A 17,458-nucleotide genomic window follows, 5' to 3' on the forward strand; every position below is an offset into this window, starting at 1 on the left:
CTCAGAGCCCGAGGATCTCGCGGATGAGGCCGAGCTTGCGCTCCGGGGAGAGGTCCTGGGGGCGGTCGGCGAGCAAACCGTTCAGGACGGTGGGGACGTCGAAACCGTCGGGGGTCTGGATGGCGTCGATGACCTGGCACCGCAGGCCGTCGTCCCGGAGGAACACCCACAGCTCGTGCTCCTTGCGCGGTTCACCGTTCTCCCTCGGTGACAGCCGCCAGGCCGGAAACCAGCCGAGCCCCTCCGCGGTCAGACTCTCGGCCACCTCGTCCAGGACGTACTTGCCGAGTCTCCGATACCCGAGAGCCTCGCGCAGCTCCCCGAGCGTGACTCTGAGCAGGCCGCCGGCGATGCGACAGCGTTCGGCCACGGTGCCGGCGTTGCCTTCGGGTGCCGCGAGCAGCCCGCCCTGCGGATTCGTTGGGTCGTTCATATTCGGGCCAACGAATCCATCCCCCGGGCGATACGTCATTTCACCACCCTGGACGCAGCCAAGAGGAAAAACGGTACTGCTAAGGCGTGAGCGGCGACTCGGGGAGGGTTGCGGTGGAAGCCGGGTTGGCGGGCTCCGCCGAGGGCGAGGCCGGGTTCCGCCGGCATGGCAGGACTCGGGGGAGCCGACCGAAGCAGAAGTCGACGGCCCCGTACGCGGCATTGAGTTCGTTAGCAAACGACACGCCGGGGCAGGGATGAATATGCCCCGTTGGCGCCAGTGCGTCACCCTTTTGCATCTTTATCATTCTTTCCTTTTCATGTTTTCGTTGCACGGTGTACTGAGTTGGTGACGGTGCATCACCATCCCTGGTCGGCTGCCGCTCCGCGGCCCTCCTGGGGTGACGCCCGTGGCGCCCTGGCGCATGCACGAGGGCTTGTGGTCCGACCAGAACTCACTACCGGCGCTCCGAAATCATCTTTCCGAGTGACGGATCCCAACGCGACTAGAAAGGGTCCTGTCCTATGGCAGTCAATGCCATTCCGTCCGCCCCACCTGAGAGAGGGCGTAAACGCTCCCGACTCACCGGGGCGCTCGTCCTGCTGTCCGGACTGACGTTGCTTGCGACGGCGGGCCTGGTCGCGAGCCCCGCACACGCCGCACAGGCACCGGTGACGCTGGGGACCGACACCAGCTACGCGGTCCTGGGCGCCTCGACGGTCACCAACACCGGTCCCAGCGTGATCAACGGGGACCTCGGCCTCAGCCCGGGCACCAGCGTGACGGGCTTTCCGCCCGGGATCGTGAACGGAGTCCAGCATGTCAACGACGCCCAGGCCGCACAGGCTCAGTCCGATCTGGTCATCGCCTACAACGACGCCGCAGGCCGGGCCCCCACGGCCAGCTTGACGTCTCCGGGCGACATCGGCGGACTGACGCTGACGCCCGGCGTCTACAACGCGACGTCGTCGCTGAACCTCACCGGGACCGTCACTCTCGACGCCCTGGGCGATCCCAGCGCCGTCTTCATCTTCCAGATCGCCTCCACGTTGATCACGGCCCCGTCGAGCGTCGTCAGCCTGATCAACGGGGCGCAGCCCTGCAATGTGTTCTGGCAGGTGGGCAGCTCCGCCACCATCGACGTCAGCTCCTTCTTCAAGGGCAACATCCTGGCCATGACGTCCATCACGGTGAACCACGCCTCGGTGATCGAAGGCCGCGCCCTGGCGCGCACGGGGGCCGTCACGCTGGACGACAACACCATCACAAGGGCGGCCTGCACCGTCGGCCCGCCCGGACCGAGCGGGCCGGCGGGTCCGAGCGGGCCGGCGGGTCCGAGCGGGCCTGCCGGCCCCAGTGGGCCCGCCGGCTCGGCCGGCTCTCCCGGTGCTCCGGGTGCTCCCGGCCCCAACGGTGCTTCCGGCGTGGCCGGTGCTCCGGGTGCTCCCGGTGCGCCCGGTCCCAACGGCGCTCCCGGTGCGCCGGGTGCTCCCGGTGCCCCCGGTCCCAACGGCGCTCCCGGCGTGCCCGGCTCTCCCGGTGCTCCGGGTGCCCCCGGCCCCGACGGTGCTTCCGGCGCGGCCGGTGCTCCGGGTGCTCCCGGTGCGCCCGGTCCCAACGGCGCTCCCGGTGCTCCGGGTGCTCCCGGTGCCCCCGGTCCCAACGGCGCTCCCGGCGCCAACGGCTCTCCCGGTGCTCCGGGTGCCCCGGGGCCTAATGGCGCCCCTGGAGCTCCTGGCGCCAACGGCTCGCCCGGTGCCAACGGACTCCCTGGCGCCAACGGCTCGCCCGGCGCCAACGGCTCGCCCGGCGCCAACGGCTCGCCCGGTGCCAACGGTTCACCCGGTGCCAACGGCTCGCCCGGCGCCAACGGCTCGCCCGGCGCCAACGGTTCACCCGGTGCCAACGGCTCGCCCGGTGCCAACGGCTCGCCCGGTGCCAACGGCTCGCCCGGCGCCAACGGCTCGCCCGGCGCCAACGGTTCACCCGGCGCCAACGGTTCACCCGGTGCCAACGGCTCGCCCGGCGCCAACGGCTCGCCCGGCGCCAACGGACTCCCTGGCGCCAACGGCTCACCCGGCGCCAACGGCTCACCCGGAGTACCCGGACCTGCAGGCCCGGCGGGACCCGCAGGCCCGGCAGGGCCCGCAGGACCGGCAGGGCCCGCAGGACCGCCCCAATCGCCAGGCGGTCACGGTGGCCAGGGGCACGGCGGTCACGAGCAAGGTGATCACGGGAACGACCAGGGCAACCACGGCAACGTGCCGGGCGGTCACGAGCAGGGCGGCGGTCCCGTTCAAGGCGGTCACGAACAGGGCGGCAACGTACCAGCCAGCGCCGTTCAAGGCGGTCACGAACAGGGCGGCAACGTACCAGCCAGCGCCGTTCAGCACCCGAAGGAGTCGGATCAGGCACTCGCCGCCACCGGCGCAGGCGGATCGATCAACATCGTGGTCGGCTCGGCGGTAGCCATCGCCCTGGGCGGTGGACTTGTCATCCTCGTGAGGCGAAGCGGCCGAGCCGCAGCCCGCCGACGGCACTAGGGCTTGCCCCAGCAGGAGACGCCAAGGACGACGCCCAGGAGCCCCCGTTGAAGTACGTCGCCGGCAGCCGGTCCCTACTGCCCGCGATACTGTCGGCGAATCTCACAGCGACGGCCGAGGACTGGCCGGAGCCGATCGTGACCACCTGGGACGCCTGACGACGTTTGCACGCACCGGTCCGCGCTCCCCCCTCCGGAGCGCGGACCGGTGCGATACGGGCGACGGTCAGTCGGCCAGCGGGAGGTAGACCCGGTTGCCGTGCTCCGCGAACTCCTCGGACTTGGCCTGCATGCCGGCCAGTGCCTCGGCGTCGTAGCCGGAGGCGACCGCGCTGGAGCCGTCGCCGTGCTCGTCGCGGATCTGCTGGGAGATCTTCATCGAGCAGAACTTCGGGCCGCACATCGAGCAGAAGTGGGCCGTCTTGGCGGGCTCCGCCGGGAGCGTCTCGTCGTGGAACGAGCGGGCGGTCTCCGGGTCGAGGGCCAGGTTGAACTGGTCCTCCCAGCGGAACTCGAAGCGGGCGTCGGAGAGCGCGTCGTCCCACTCCTGGGCGCCGGGGTGGCCCTTGGCCAGGTCGGCGGCGTGCGCGGCGATCTTGTAGGTGATGACGCCGGTCTTCACGTCGTCCCGGTTGGGCAGGCCCAGGTGCTCCTTGGGCGTGACGTAGCAGAGCATCGCGGTGCCCCACCAGGCGATCATCGCGGCGCCGATGCCCGAGGTGATGTGGTCGTAGCCGGGGGCGACGTCCGTGGTGAGCGGGCCCAGGGTGTAGAACGGCGCCTCGTCGCAGATCTCCTTCTGGAGGTCCATGTTCTCCTTGATCTTGTGCATCGGGACGTGGCCCGGGCCCTCGATCATCACCTGGACGTCGCGCTCGCGGGCGATCCGGCCCAGCTCGCCCAGGGTCTGCAGCTCGGCGAACTGCGCCTCGTCGTTGGCGTCCGCGATCGAACCCGGGCGCAGGCCGTCACCGAGCGAGAAGGTGACGTCGTAGGCGGCGAGGATGTCGCAGAGCTCCTCGAAGTTGGTGTAGAGGAAGTTCTCCTGGTGGTGCGCCAGGCACCAGGCGGCCATGATCGAGCCGCCGCGCGAGACGATGCCGGTCTTGCGACGGGCCGTCATCGGCACGTACCGCAGCAGCACGCCGGCGTGGACGGTCATGTAGTCGACGCCCTGCTCGCACTGCTCGATGACGGTGTCGCGGTAGACCTCCCAGCTCAGGTCCTCGGCCCGGCCGTCGACCTTCTCCAGTGCCTGGTAGAGCGGCACGGTGCCGATCGGCACGGGGGAGTTGCGCAGGATCCACTCACGGGTGGTGTGGATGTTGCGGCCGGTGGAGAGGTCCATGACGGTGTCGGCGCCCCAGCGGGTGGCCCAGGTCATCTTCTCCACCTCCTCCTCGATCGAGGAGGTGACGGCGGAGTTGCCGATGTTGGCGTTGATCTTCACCAGGAAGTTGGTGCCGATGATCGCCGGCTCCACCTCGGGGTGGTTCACGTTGACCGGGATGACGGCCCGGCCGCGGGCCACCTCGGCGCGGACGTACTCCGGCTCCAGGCCCTCGCGCAGGGCCACGAACTCCATCTCCGGCGTCACGACGCCGCGCTTGGCGTACGCGAGCTGGGTGACGGCCGCTCCGCCGCGTCCCCGCAGCGGGCGGCGCGGCCGGCCGGGGAAGACGGCGTCCAGGTTCTTCAGGTTCCCGCCGCGCGGCGAGGTGTGCTTGATCCCGTCGTCCTCGGGGCGGGCCTCGCGGCCGTCGTACTCCTCGACGTCGCCGCGCTGGCGGATCCAGGAGTCGCGCAGGGCGGGCAGGCCGCGCCGCACGTCGGGTTCGTACGCCGGATCGGTGTAGGGCCCGGAGGTGTCGTACAGGGGGACGGTCCGGCCGTTGGTGAGCACGACCTCGCGGTACGGGACGGCGAGGTCGGGGCGGGAGCCCTCGCGGTAGGCCTTGCGCCAGGCCGGGGTCGGGTAGCCGGTGGAGGTGCTGCTGGCGGCGGACGTCCGGGCAGACTGCGGCTGTACATCAAATGCGGTCATCAGACCTACTACTCCCTACGCCGGCATTACCCGGTCAGGTTCCTGCGGTCGACGCAGCGGTTGGCACGTACACCGACGTGCCGTTCAGCGCCCTCTCAGCCCGGTGCTCCGAGCTCCCGTGTCCGCAGGCGGTGTTGCCTGCGCATGACGTCCAACACCGTAGCGAGCGGATCGCCGCTGGTCCAGACGGCTTCCAGCCAGTGGGAAGCGCTGGCACACTGGCGGCATGGTGGGGGCGACCGGTCGGGTGACCGGGAGGATCGGTCCGGGTCTGGTCGGCGAGGTGCTGCTGCACGTCCGCGAACGGCAGGGCACGGAGGCGTTCCTCGCGTACCCGGCCGTGCCCGGCGAGGTGCTGCCGCCCGGCACGCCGGTGGTCGTGGTGGAGTACCAGCCGCCGCGGACGGTCTACGTCGCGCACGCGCTGGGCTGACGCCGCGGCCGCCCTTCGGCGGCCTCGTCATACCGCCGTCACACCGCCGTCCTGCCACCGTCCTGACACGGCCTTGACGCGGTCTTGACGGTCCTGGTGCGAAGTCGGGACGAAAAGTCCTTCCCACTGATCCACAAGAGGCGCAGAATCCCTGCTGCCACCGCGTTCCGCGCCATCCTGCAACAGAGCGCAGCCACGGGACCGGTGTGCCCTGAAGGGGGAATTCGCCGATGCTGATCGGCATCGCGGGGGCGGTCGTCGCCTCCATCGTCATCCTGATCGTTCTCTTCAAGCTGATGTGGCGGGTCGCCGAGCCCAACGAGGCCCTGATCATCTCCGGTTCCAGGCACCGCACCGAGGGTGTCGGCGAGGGCCTGGGCTTCCGGATCGTCACCGGCCGGGGCACGCTCGTCACCCCGGGCGTGCAGGTGGTGCGCAAGCTCTCCCTCGACCTGAACGAGGCGGACCTGGACGTCGAGTGCGTGACGTCGCAGGGAATCCCGGTCCACGTCAAGGGTGTTGTGATCTTCAAGGTGGGCGACGACACCGTGTCGATCGCCAACGCCGCCCGCCGCTTCCTCGACCAGCAGGAGATGATGGGCCACCGGGTCCACAACGTCTTCGCCGGTCATCTGCGGTCCATCGTCGGCGGGTTGACGGTCGAGGACATGATCCGCGACCGCGAGCGGCTGACCGGGGAGACCCGGGCCGCGTCGGGCTCCGAGATGGAGAAGCTCGGCCTGATCATCGACTCGCTGCAGATCCAGGAGATCATCGACCCGACCGGGTACATCCAGAACCTGGCCGCTCCGCACGCCGCCGCCGTCATGCGGGACGCCCGCATCGCCCAGGCCGAGGCGGACCGCCAGGCCACCGAGGCCGAGCAGGAGGCCTTCGCCCGCAAGGCCGAGGCGACCCGCAACAGCGGTATCCAGCAGGCCGGTTACCAGGCCGAGCTGGAGACGGCGACCGCCCGCGCGATGCAGGCCGGACCGCTGGCCCAGGCCGCCTCCCGGCAGGAGGTGGTGGTCCAGGAGACCAAGGTCGCCGAGCTGGAGGCGCACCGCAAGGAGCAGCAGCTCCAGGCGGACGTCCGCAAGCCCGCCGACGCCCGCGCGTACGAGACCCGCACCAAGGCCGAGGCCGACCGCGACGCCCGGATCTCGGCCGCGCAGGCGCAGGCCAAGGAGACCGAACTCAAGGCGGCCGCCGAGGCGAACCGGGTGAAGGTGGCCGCGTCCGCCGAGGCGGAGGCCACCAAGGCCCGCGGTCTGGCCTCCGCCGAGGCCACCCGGGCGACCGGCCAGGCCGAGGCCGCCGCGGCCGAGGCCAAGGGCCTGGCCACCGCCGAGGCCACCCGCGCCCTGGGTCTGGCGGAGGCCGAGGCGATCAAGGCCCGGGCCGCCGCCCTGGCCGAGAACCAGGAGGCCGTCGTCGCCCAGCAGCTCGCCGAGAAGTGGCCCGAGATCGTCCGCGCCGGCGCCGAGGCGTTCGGCAACGTCGAGCACATGGTGCTGCTGAACGGCGCCGAGGGCATGGGGGACATGTTCGCCAAGGCCCTCACCATGGGCGGCACCGGCCTCGGCCTGGCCCGTCAGCTGCTCGCCACCATGCAGGTGACCGCTCCGGCGGACCAGGCCTCTCCGGCCGCCGCCCCGACCGCCGCCGCGGTGCCGGTCCAGCAGATCCCCGTCGAGGGCTGACCGTTTCGTCCTGGCTTCACGCCAAGGTGCCCGTCCGCAGCAGTTCGCGGGCGGGCACCTCCGTGTCGAAAGGACTCCGACAACGACACCCTGGCGACATCGGCGATCACACCCGGCCGCATAATGCTCACATCTGCTCCGCAGGCCGCCCGCACCGTCCCGCCGGCGGGCGCCGACGCGTCGAGCAGCACCGACATTCATCACGCTCAGGGGGAAGCACACCGTGCGCCTTCGTCATGTCGCCGGCCTCAGCGCCGCCGTCGTCTCCGCCGTCGTCGGACTGCCCCTTCCGGCCGTCGCCGCCACACCCGCCCCGGTCCTGTACGTCGACAACCAGCTGGGCCACGGCTGCGACGAGCACGGCACCGGCACCGCCGCCACGCCGTACTGCACCATCCAGACCGCAGCCGACGCCGCACAGCCGGGACAGACCGTCCAGGTCGCGCCGTACGGCGAGTACTTCGACGACCTCGTCATCACGCGCTCGGGCGAACCCGGGAAGCCGATCATCATTCGCGGCGCCCCGATGACCGGCCTCAGCGACTACTCCCAGTCGGCGATCGTGCCCAGCTCGAAGCGCCCCATCCGGCTCTCGAACGTGCACGACGTCGTCCTCACCGGTTTCGACCTGGATCCCGTCGAGGTCGTCGGATCGGCCCGCGTCGAGCTCTCCCGGAACTGGTTCGAGAACCCCGCCCTCGGCTCGACCGTGACCACCCCCGCCGTGGCCGTCTCCGGGTCGAGCGAGCAGGTGACCATCGCCCAGTCGGTCTTCTACAACACCCGCGGCCTGTCGGTCGGCGCCGGCTCGAAGCAGACGGCCGTCGTCGGCAACCAGTTCAGCAGGACGATGTCCGGCACCGCCATCGACGTCACCGACGCCCCCGGCACGACCATCACCAACAACACGCTCACCGACGGCTCCACCTCCGGTCTCGCGCTGAACGGCGCCTCGACGGGCTCCGCGGTCTACAACAACATCGTCAACGAATCGACCGTGACGGTCTCGGCGGGCTCCGCCACCGGCACCACGCTCGACTACAACATCGCGCACCCGGTGTCCGGACTGCCCGCCTACAGCTGGGCCGGGGCCGGCTACCGCACCCCCGCCGAGCTGCTGGCCGCCACCGGCCAGGGCACCCACGACACCGACATCGCCGTGGCCTTCGACAACGCCTTCCTCCCGCTCGCCGTACCGGCCCAGAGCAGCGGCAGGGCCGCCATCGACTCCGCAGACCCGCAGGCCCCCGGCGTCATCGGGCAGGACCTGCTCGGCAACCCGGCGGCCGACCACCCCTCCGTCGCGAACTCCGGCCCGAACGGGACGTTCCGCGACCGCGGCGCCTACGAGGTCCGCGGCCTGCTCGCCGTCGACCTCAGGGTCGTCGGCACCGTCCACGAGTACCCGGGCGGCCCGGCCCCGCTGACGGTCGACCTCACCGCGGACGCCACCAACCGGTGGGACACCACGCTCACCTACACCTTCGACTTCGGCGACGGCACCGCCCCGGTGAGCGGCGCCTCGAAGACCGTCCGGCACACCTACACCGCGATCGGCGACTTCCACCCGAAGGTGACCGTCACCGACGGCCGCGGCGGCTCGGTGACCACCACCTACAGCCAGCCGGTGCAGGTCGGCGAGGACAAGCCGCTCGGCGCCGCCCTGACGGTGACCCAGGAGAGCGACCGCGACCCGCTCGCCGTGAGCGCCCGGGTCGCCACCTCCGGCCCGTACCGGATCGCGAGCTACTCCTTCGACTTCGGCGACGGCCCGGCCAAGCCGAACGAGGGCTACCAGGTCGAGCGCCACGTGTACGCCAAGCCCGGCACCTACACCGTCAAGGTCACCGTGACCGACGACAACGGCGCCAGCGCGACCAGCACCCAGCAGGTCACCGTCGCGTACACCCCCGCGGGCTTCACCGCGATCGCGCCGACCCGGATCCTCGACACCCGCGCGGTCGGCAGCCGCTACCCGCGGCTCGGCGGCGGCGACACCATGGAGCTGTACGTCCGCGGCCGCACCTGGGGCGCCACCGACGTGGTCCCGCCTGGCGCGACCGCCGTCGTGCTCAACCTGACCGCCACCCAGGGCACCGCCGCCAGCCACCTGGACGTGTACCCGGCGGGCGGCGAGCGCCCGATCACCTCGAACGTGAACTTCACCGCCGGCCAGGACGTCTCCAACCTGGTCACCGTGCCGATCGGCCCGGACGGCAAGGTCGTGATCCGCAACAACGCGGGCCAGGTGCACACCATCGCGGACGTCCTCGGCTACTACAAGGCCGACGCCCCCGGCGGGTTCACCTCGCTGGCCCCGGCCCGGCTGCTCGACACCCGCAGCGCCGGCGGCCCGATCGGCGAGACCGCCACCCGCCGCCTGAAGGTGGCCGGCTCCGGCGGCGTGCCGGCCAACGCCACCTCGGTCGTCCTCAACGTGACCGCCACCGAGTCCACCGCCACCAGCTTCTTCACCGTCTTCCCGGCCGGCACCCAGCGCCCCTCCGCCGGCTCCAACCTCAACACCGTCCCCAACCGGAACATCCCCAACCAGGTGATCGTCCCGCTCGGCGCCGACGGCTCGATCGACATCTACAACCACAACGGCAGCTCGCACGCGATCGTGGACGTCTTCGGCTACTTCAGCCCGGACGGCCAGGGCCTGTTCACCCCGGTCACCCCGGCCCGTCTGCTGGACTCCCGCAACGGCAACCCGCTCGGCGGCGGCTCGGTGCGCACCGTCGGCGGCGTCCCGGCCGGCGCCACCGCGGCCGCCGTCAACCTCACCGCCACCCAGACCACCGAGGCCACCCACCTCACCGCCTGGGCCACCGGCAGCGCCAAGCCCGGCACCAGCAACCTCAACGCCACCGCCGGGCTGGACGTCCCCAACCACACCACCATCCCGGTGGACGCCGCGGGCCGCTTCGACATCGCCAACAACTCCGGCTCCACGCACGTGATCGCCGACCTCTTCGGCTACTACCGCAACAAGTAGTCAGGCCCCCCGGCCACCCGCCCACTGGGTAGCCGCCCGCGCCCGCGTGAGTACCCGTACTCACGCGGGCGCGGCCGTGTCCGCCGGAGCATGGAGGCATGCACCCTGCTGCCACCGCGCGGATCGGCATCACCGCCGTCGGATCCCACCTGCCCGCCCGCCGCCTCACCTCGCAGCAGCTCCAGGACGAGGTCACCGCCGGCGGTCGACTGCGCCTGCCGGAGCGGATGTTCGAGAAGGCGACCGGCATCGCCACCCGGCACTTCGCGGCCGACGGCGAGTACGCCTCCACGCTGGCGATCGCCGCCGCCCGGCGCGCCCTGGAGGACCGCGGGCTGGACCCGCTCGACCTCGACCTGCTGCTGTACGCCTCCGCCACCAGGGACATCTGCGAGCCCGCCACCGCCCACCTCGTCCAGGCCGAACTAGGCTCCCGGGCCCACGCGTTGGACGTCTCCAACGCCTGCAACAGCTTCCTGAACGGGATCGACCTGGCCCGCGCGATGATCCTGGCCGGACGGGCCGAACGCGCCCTGGTCGTCACCGGCGAGACACCCAGCCGGGCGATGCGCCGCGCCCCCTCCGGCCCCGGCGACTTCCGGGCGGGCTTCGCCGGCTACACCTTCGGCGACGCCGGCGCGGCCGTGCTGGTCGAGGCCGTCGAGCGCGGCGGCATCCTGGACATCGAGACCGAGACCGCCTCCGAGCACTGGGAGGCCGGCGGCATACCCGGCGGCGGCTCACGCCACCCGCGCGGCGACGAGTACAGCTACTTCCGGGGCGGCGGCAAGGAGTTGCGCGGAGTCTTCGAGCGGATCGGCGGCGCCATCCTGACCCGGGTGGCCGACCGCACCGGCCTCGGCTGGGACGACTACGCGCGCGTGCTGGTGCACCAGGTGACCGTCCCGTACCTGGAGCGCTTCGTCGAGCTCACCGGCGTGCCGCAGGACCGGCTGGTCCTCACCGTGCCCGAGCTCGGCAACGTGGCCAGCGCCACCCTCGGGATCCAACTCGACCGGATCAAGCACGAGTTGAACCCTGGCGACAAGGTCCTGCTGATCGGCCTGGGCGGCGGCGTCAGCCTGATGACGATGGTCTGGGAGGCATCGTGACCCGGCTGTGGGTGGTCGTCCCCGCCTACCAGGAGGAGGCCCGGATCGAGGGGACCCTGCGGGCGCTGGCCGCGCAGCGGGACCAGGGCTTCACCCTCCTCGTGGTCGACAACGGCTCCACCGACGCCACCGCGGCCAAGGTCCGGGCCTTCGCCGGGCGGGCGCCGTTCCCGGTCGAGGTGCTGGTCGAGCCCGAGAAGGGCGTCGGCTCGGCGATCGACACCGGCTTCCGGTACGCCATCGCGCACGGCGCCGCCCTACTGGCCCGCACCGACGCCGACTGCCTGCCCGAGCCCGGCTGGACGGCCGCCGCCCGGGCCGGCCTGGACGCCTGCGGCGGGCTGGTCTGCGGCCGCGTCACCGCCCGCCGCGACGAGCACGGGCCGACCGGGCGCGCGGTGTTCCGCCTGCTCGTCGCGCTCGGCGCCCTCTTCGGCCGGATCCGGCCCGCGCACCGCCGCCGGCACGGCTACCTCACCCCGTACCGGATGCACGCGGGCAACAACATGGCGATCACCGCCGAGCTGTACCTGGCCGTCGGCGGCATGCCGCGGCGGCCCTCCCCCACCGACCGGATGTTCGTCAACCGGATCCGCCGGCACACCACCGCGATCGTCCACCGCCGCGACATGGTGGTGCAGAACTCCACCCGGCGCATCCGCGCCTACGGCGTGGCCGGCACCGCCCGCTGGTACCTGGAGCGCGGCGCCGGACCGCGCTCGGTCGACGTCCGCTGAGGCCCGCCCCGCCACCCCCGCACCCACCGAGGCCCGACGCCCCCGAGGAGGCGCGACCATGCTCGACCGGCTCCACCACGCGCTGCGCACCGACCACCCCGAGCGCCCCGCCGTCCTGCGGCACACCCGGACCGGCGCCGCCGAGGTCCGGATCCGGCGCGGCGACCTCGCCGACCTCGCCGACGGCTACGCCGCCGCCCTGCACGCCCGCGGCCTCACCCCCGGCACCACCCTGGGGGTCGCCGTCCGCCCCGGACCCCGGGCCCTCGCCGTCCTGCTCGCCGCCCACCGCCTCGGGGTGCGGATCGCCGTCCTCGACCCGACCGCAGGACCGGACGTCCTCGCCGCCCGGCTCGCCCTGGCCCGGCCCGACCTGGTGCTCGCCGACGCCGCCGCCCAGGCGGTGGCCGGCTGGGCCCGCCAGCTCGCCCGCCGCGCCGACCTCGCCCTGCCCCCGCTCACCGCCCTCGGCCCGGTCGCCACCCTCGGCCGCCGCTGGCCCGGCTGCGCCCCGGCCCTCGGCCCGGCCGGCCGACCCGCACCCCCGCCCGCGGCCGGCCGGCCGGAGGGGGACGGCGACGCCGTGATCGTCTTCACCTCCGGCACCACCGCCCGGCCGCGCGCCGTGGTGCACACCCGCGAAGGCCTGGCGGCGGGCTTGCGCACCGTCACCGAACTGGTCGACCCGCGCCCCGGCAGCACCGTCCTCGGCGGCACCTTCTTCGTCCTGCTCCCCGCCCTCGCGGCCGGCGCCGCCGTCGCCCTGCCGGCCCGCTCCCCGCGCACCCTGGCCCGCCAACTCGCCCGTCTTGCACCGGCCCAGACCTACCTCACACCCCCGCAGCTGCGCGCCGCCCTCGCCGCCGGAGCCCGCTTCACCGGCCGGGTCTGGACCGGCTCCGCCCCCGCCGACGCCGCCCTGCTGCGCCGGGTCAAGCAGGCCGGCGCCGACCAGGCCTGGGGCGTGTACGCGCTCACCGAACTGTTCCCGGCCGCCGCCGTCGAGGAGACCGAGAAGAGCGCCCACACCGGCCCCGGCGACCTGGTCGGCGCTCCCCTGCCGGGCGTGCGCACCGATCTCACCGAGGAGGGCGAACTGCTGGTCACCGGCCCCGGAGCCCGCCACCGCCACCTCGGCGAGGAGCCCGAACCCTGGATCCGCACCGGCGACCGCGCCGCCCTGACCCCGGACGGCCGAATCGTGCTGGCCGGCCGGCTCAAGGACATGGTGCTGCGGCGGGCCGAGAACATCTACCCCGGCCTGTACGAGCCCGCCCTGCACCTGCCGGACGTCGAACTCGCCGTCCTGGTGGGCGTCCCGCGCAGCGGCGAGCCGGGGGAGGAACTCCTGGTCGCCCTCGTCCAGCCCCGGCCCGGCACCGACCCGCACCGCCTGCGCACCGCCCTGCAGGGCCCGCTGGACCGGATGGGCTCCGCCCGCCCGGACGCCGTCCTGTTCGGCGAGGTCCCGCTGGCCGGCCGCTCCCGCAAGCCCGACCGGGCGGCCGCCGCCGCCCACTGCGCCCGGGAGCTCGCCGGATGACGCCCGCCGCCTCCCGGACCGCCCGCCGCCGCGACCGGCGGGTCTACCTTCGCAGCCACCCCGTCCTGTTCGCGCTGCTCTGCGCCACCCGCCGCCGCCCGGTGGTCCGGATCGGCCGCACCGTGCTGGTGCACGGCGCCGAGGCCTACCGCGAGGTGCTCACCGGAGTCCCGCTGGACCGCACCGCGCCCGGCACCACCGGCGGGGCTGGCGCCCGACTCACCGACGGCGGGCTGCTGTTCGACCAGGACGGGGGAGAACACCGGGCCGCCCGCCGGGCACTGGCCGCCGAGCTCACCTCCGGCGCGCTGGACCGGATCCGCCCGCACTGGCAGGCCGTGCTGGCCGCACGAGCCCCCGCACTGGCCGATGGCGAGCTGGAACTCGTCTCCCTCTCAAGGGAGTTGACCGGTGCCACGGTCGCCGCCCTGACCGGCTCCGGACACCCGCCGGAGGCCCTCGTCCGGGCCGCCGCCGAGGCCGCCTCGGCCGCCGTCCGCGACCACCTGCCCGGCCCGGGCCGACGCCCCCGCACCGGCGCCGGCGCCGCCGCCGCCGCCGCGGAGCTCACCACCCTGCTCCCCGATCCGCTGGACGCGATGCTCGCCGTCGCCGCGGTGAACACCACCGTCGCCGCCCTCCCCCGGGCCGCCGCCTGGTGCGCCGCCGCCGGGCTCTGGCCCACCACCGCGACGGCGCCCGAACTCGCCGCCGAACTCCTGCGGTTGACCGCACCGTCGCCGATCCTGCCGCGCGTCGCCGCGGCCGACGCCACCGTCGCCGGCTACCCGATCACCGCCGGCGACCGGCTGGTCCTGGTCGCCCGCCACGCCGCCGGAGCCCACCGCACCGGGCCTGCCACCGGCCCGGCCGCGACCCAGGCCGTGTTCGGCGCCGGCCCGCACGCCTGCCCCGGCGCCGGCCTGGCCCGCGCCCAACTCGCCGACCTGCTCCTCGCGTTGGCCCCCTACCGCCCGGTGGTCCGGCGGGCCCGGGTGGACCGCCGGGCCGCCCTGCCCGGCTACGCCGAACTCACCCTCCGCGCCGGGCGGGCCCGGTGAGCGCCCCCCTGCGGATCGCCGTCACCGGCGCCGGCGGCTTCTGCGGCTCGCACGTCGCCCGCGCCGCCGCCGCGCTCGGCCTCGACGTGGACTGCCACGGCCGCACCCCCGGCCCGGTCGGCCGGCACGTCCACTGGGACGCCACCACCGGGGATCCGGAGCTCGGCGCCGCCGACCTGGTGGTGCACTGCGCGGCCGCCGTCGCCGACCTGCCCCCGGGCTCGCCCGGCGAGGCCCGGCAGCACGCCGTCAACGTCACCGGCACCGAGCGGCTGATGCGCGCCGCCCTCGGCCGCCCGGTCGTCTGGGTGAGCAGCGCCAGCGTCTACGACCCCCGGACCACCCGGGCGTCCGTCGCCGAGGACCACCCCACCGACGGCGGCCACCTCAACGCCTACGGGCGCACCAAGGCGGCCGGCGAACGGATCGCGCTGGCGGCGGGGGCCATCGTGCTGCGCCCGCGCGCGGTGTACGGCCCGGGCGATCCGCACCTCGTCCCGCAGCTGCTGTCCCGGGTCCGCCGGGGCCTGCTGGCGCTGCCCGGCGGGGACGTCCGGATCAGCCTCACCGCCGTACAGAACCTCGCCGACGCCTGTCTGACCGCGCTCGGCCTGCCGGCACCGGCACCTACGGCACCGGCACGTACGGCACCCGGCTCGACGACCCCCGCCGCGACCGGCCCGGCCTGGCCCCCCGGGGCCTACAACATCGCCGACGCCCGGCCCTACCGGCGCGACGACGCCGTCCGCTCGGTACTCGCCGCCCACGGCGTCCGGGCCCGGATCGCCCACGTTCCGGTGCCGCTCGCCGGTCTGGCCGCCCGCACCGGCCGGATCCCCGGCCTGACCCGCTACGCCGTCGACCAGCTCGCGCACGAGGTGACGCTCGACCTCGGCCGCGCACGGGCCCAGGGCTGGCACCCGGCCTGGGACCTCACCGCCGTCCTGCGGCAGCACCGGGCCGGCGCCGCACACGACTGACGCCCGCACCCCCGCTCAGGGGGTACGGGCGCCGGGGTCTCACACCGGTCAGCTCTTGGCTGCCTTCTTCACCAGGACCACCACGGCGGCGGCGATGCCGACCACCACCAGGAGCTTGATCACGAGCATCAGCAGGGCGCCGACCACGCCGAAGACGAATCCGATGATGTTCCAGGCCAGCACCAGCACCAGCACCGGGACGACGATGTTGCGCACCCAGGAGGGCAGCGACTTCCAGAGCTCAGCCATGTCCGTTCCTTCTCTCCCCTCGGGCCGGCTGCCGTCTGGTGCCGCATCCCGCTTGCTTTCGATACTTCGATCGTACGGGGACGCAAGTGCCGGAACGAGAGCCGACGGCCCCCATAGAACCCGGAGATCACCCCGAGCCCGGCACCCGGGACGACCCCCGGGCCCACCCGGGAAAGATCTTGGAACCGACCTGCAACCTCCCCCGAGGTCAGCCGTCTATGGGTGTACAGACCTCCGGAACAAGCCCGGAGGCCAGCACACTTGGGGGAACGAAGATGCGCGCTCGACCCGCTGTCGCCCTGTCCGTCCTCACGGCCCTGACCCTGACCGCCCCGGTCCTGGCGGCCGCCCCGGCCACCGCGGCCCCGGTCGCCACCGCCGCCACCGCGGCCTCCGGCGTGGGCCCGGGCCAGTCGACCACCCCGGCGGCCTTCGTCCCGCTGAACATCCGGCGGCTGCTGGACACCCGCGACGCCCGCGAGACCCCGGCGGGCCAGGCCCGCCCGCTCAACCCCGGCGAGTCCTTCGACGTGCCGCTCTCCGCCTGGAAGTCCCACCCGGAGCGCGAGGTCCCGGTCGTACCGAAGGAAGCGACCGCCGTCCTGGTCAACGTCACCGTCACCAACCCCAGCACCGACGGCTACCTCACCGTCCGCCGGGACGGCGACATGCCGGGGCCCCCGGCCACGTCCACGCTGAACTTCAGGGCCGGCGAGACGATCTCCAACACGATCGCCGTCGCGGTCGCCCCGCCCGGGTCCGCGAAGGGCCCGCAGATCAACCTCTACAACAACGCGGGCACCACCCACGTGGTGGTCGACGTCCTCGGCTACTACGCGCCCACCGGGACCGACAAGTACGACGCCGTCCAGCCGACCCGGCTGGTCGACAGCCGGATCTCCGGCGGCCGGCTCGGCTGGGGCAGCATCGTCTCGCCCAAGGTGGCCACGGCCGAGCTCGGCACGGCCGGCGCCAAGGCGGTCGTCCTGAACGTCACGGCCGCCGAGCCGAGCACCAGCGGCTTCGTCACGGCCTACCCCTCCGGTGAGCCGTACCCGAGCGAGGGGTCCAACCTCAACTACGCGCCGGGCCGGACCACCGCGAACCAGGTGGTCGTCCCGGTCGGCGCCGACGGGAGGATCAACGTCTTCAACACCGGCTCCACCGACCTCGTCGTCGACATCGTCGGCTTCTACGGGCCCTCGGGCCACAACCTGTTCAGCGCCGTCACCGAGCAGCCCCGGCTGCTCGACACCCGGTACGGCAGCGCGCTCATGCCGTTCGCCACCCGGGTGCTCCCGGTGGCCGGCGGTAACACCGGCGTCCCGCCGACCGCCACCGCCGCCACCCTGAACGTGACGGTCACCGGACCGGGCGCCGGCGGGCACGTGGACGTCTTCCGGGCCGACGACATCCGGCCGGGCACCTCCAGCGTCAACTTCAACCCGGGCCAGACGGTCGCCAACGGCGTCACCAGCGAGCTGGGCGACGTGCCCGGCGCCGTCGGCATCTACCTCCACTCCGCCGCTCCCGCCCAGGCGATCGTCGACCTGACCGGCTTCTTCACCGCCGGCTGAGCCGACCGCCGACCCGACCCCGCCGACCCGTCCCCGCCGACCCGTC

The 17,458-nt window shown here is 73.5% G+C and carries 13 protein-coding genes and 1 riboswitch; of the genes, 10 read left to right on the top strand and 3 right to left on the bottom strand.

Going from position 1 to position 17,458, the window contains the following annotated elements:
• Position 1: 1 nt before the first annotated feature.
• A complete protein-coding gene (locus ACGFZP_RS08980) occupies positions 2-433 on the bottom strand; it encodes a hypothetical protein (RefSeq protein ID WP_392930148.1) in 432 nt (143 codons plus the stop codon).
• A gap of 524 nt (positions 434-957) precedes the next feature.
• Here ACGFZP_RS08980 and ACGFZP_RS08985 point away from each other — a divergent pair.
• A complete protein-coding gene (locus tag ACGFZP_RS08985) occupies positions 958-2,976 on the top strand; it encodes an ice-binding family protein (protein ID WP_392930151.1) in 2,019 nt (672 codons plus the stop codon).
• A 225-nt stretch (positions 2,977-3,201) separates the two neighbouring features.
• Here ACGFZP_RS08985 and thiC read toward each other — a convergent pair whose 3' ends face one another.
• On the bottom strand, positions 3,202-5,019 hold the full coding sequence (gene thiC, locus ACGFZP_RS08990; protein ID WP_392930153.1) for a phosphomethylpyrimidine synthase ThiC: 1,818 nt from the start codon (positions 5,017-5,019) through the stop codon (positions 3,202-3,204).
• Positions 5,015-5,149: riboswitch (TPP riboswitch) on the bottom strand. (Overlaps the previous gene by 5 nt.)
• Before the next feature lie 96 nt (positions 5,150-5,245).
• Here thiC and ACGFZP_RS08995 point away from each other — a divergent pair.
• From ACGFZP_RS08995 to ACGFZP_RS09030, 8 genes are all read left to right on the top strand, one after another.
• Positions 5,246-5,452: a hypothetical protein gene (locus tag ACGFZP_RS08995; protein WP_392930155.1), complete on the top strand. Its 207-nt coding sequence runs from the start codon at positions 5,246-5,248 to the stop codon at positions 5,450-5,452.
• Between the two features lie 230 nt (positions 5,453-5,682).
• On the top strand, positions 5,683-7,155 hold the full coding sequence (locus ACGFZP_RS09000; RefSeq protein ID WP_392930156.1) for an SPFH domain-containing protein: 1,473 nt from the start codon (positions 5,683-5,685) through the stop codon (positions 7,153-7,155).
• Between the two features lie 223 nt (positions 7,156-7,378).
• Positions 7,379-10,153, top strand: a complete 2,775-nt coding sequence (locus ACGFZP_RS09005) for a PKD domain-containing protein (protein ID WP_392930158.1) — start codon at positions 7,379-7,381, stop codon at positions 10,151-10,153.
• Positions 10,154-10,251: 98 nt separating this feature from the next.
• Entirely contained in the window at positions 10,252-11,265 is a 1,014-nt protein-coding gene (locus tag ACGFZP_RS09010) for a 3-oxoacyl-ACP synthase III family protein (protein ID WP_392930160.1), read from the top strand.
• Positions 11,262-12,002, top strand: a complete 741-nt coding sequence (locus ACGFZP_RS09015; RefSeq protein ID WP_392930162.1) for a glycosyltransferase family A protein — start codon at positions 11,262-11,264, stop codon at positions 12,000-12,002. The genes ACGFZP_RS09010 and ACGFZP_RS09015 overlap by 4 nt, the downstream gene beginning before the upstream one ends.
• Positions 12,003-12,060: 58 nt before the next feature.
• Positions 12,061-13,545 carry an AMP-binding protein gene (locus ACGFZP_RS09020; RefSeq protein WP_392930165.1) on the top strand — a complete coding sequence of 495 codons (1,485 nt, stop codon included), beginning with the start codon at positions 12,061-12,063 and terminating at the stop codon, positions 13,543-13,545.
• Positions 13,542-14,606 (top strand): cytochrome P450, encoded by a 1,065-nt coding sequence (locus tag ACGFZP_RS09025; RefSeq protein ID WP_392930168.1) that lies wholly within the window; start codon positions 13,542-13,544, stop codon positions 14,604-14,606. Before ACGFZP_RS09020 ends, ACGFZP_RS09025 begins: the two co-directional genes overlap by 4 nt.
• On the top strand, positions 14,603-15,586 hold the full coding sequence (locus ACGFZP_RS09030) for an NAD-dependent epimerase/dehydratase family protein (protein ID WP_392930170.1): 984 nt from the start codon (positions 14,603-14,605) through the stop codon (positions 15,584-15,586). The genes ACGFZP_RS09025 and ACGFZP_RS09030 overlap by 4 nt, the downstream gene beginning before the upstream one ends.
• A 48-nt stretch (positions 15,587-15,634) precedes the next feature.
• Here the strand turns inward: ACGFZP_RS09030 and ACGFZP_RS09035 are convergent, their stop codons facing one another.
• Positions 15,635-15,835, bottom strand: coding sequence for a DUF5326 family protein (locus ACGFZP_RS09035; protein ID WP_392930172.1), 201 nt, complete (start codon positions 15,833-15,835; stop codon positions 15,635-15,637).
• A 275-nt stretch (positions 15,836-16,110) separates the two neighbouring features.
• Between ACGFZP_RS09035 and ACGFZP_RS09040 the strand changes: the two genes are divergently transcribed.
• Positions 16,111-17,412: a hypothetical protein gene (locus ACGFZP_RS09040; protein ID WP_392930174.1), complete on the top strand. Its 1,302-nt coding sequence runs from the start codon at positions 16,111-16,113 to the stop codon at positions 17,410-17,412.
• Positions 17,413-17,458 lie beyond the last annotated feature (46 nt).

Source organism: Kitasatospora sp. NPDC048239, assembly GCF_043202015.1.
In the GTDB taxonomy this organism is placed as follows: Bacteria; Actinomycetota; Actinomycetes; order Streptomycetales; family Streptomycetaceae; genus Kitasatospora.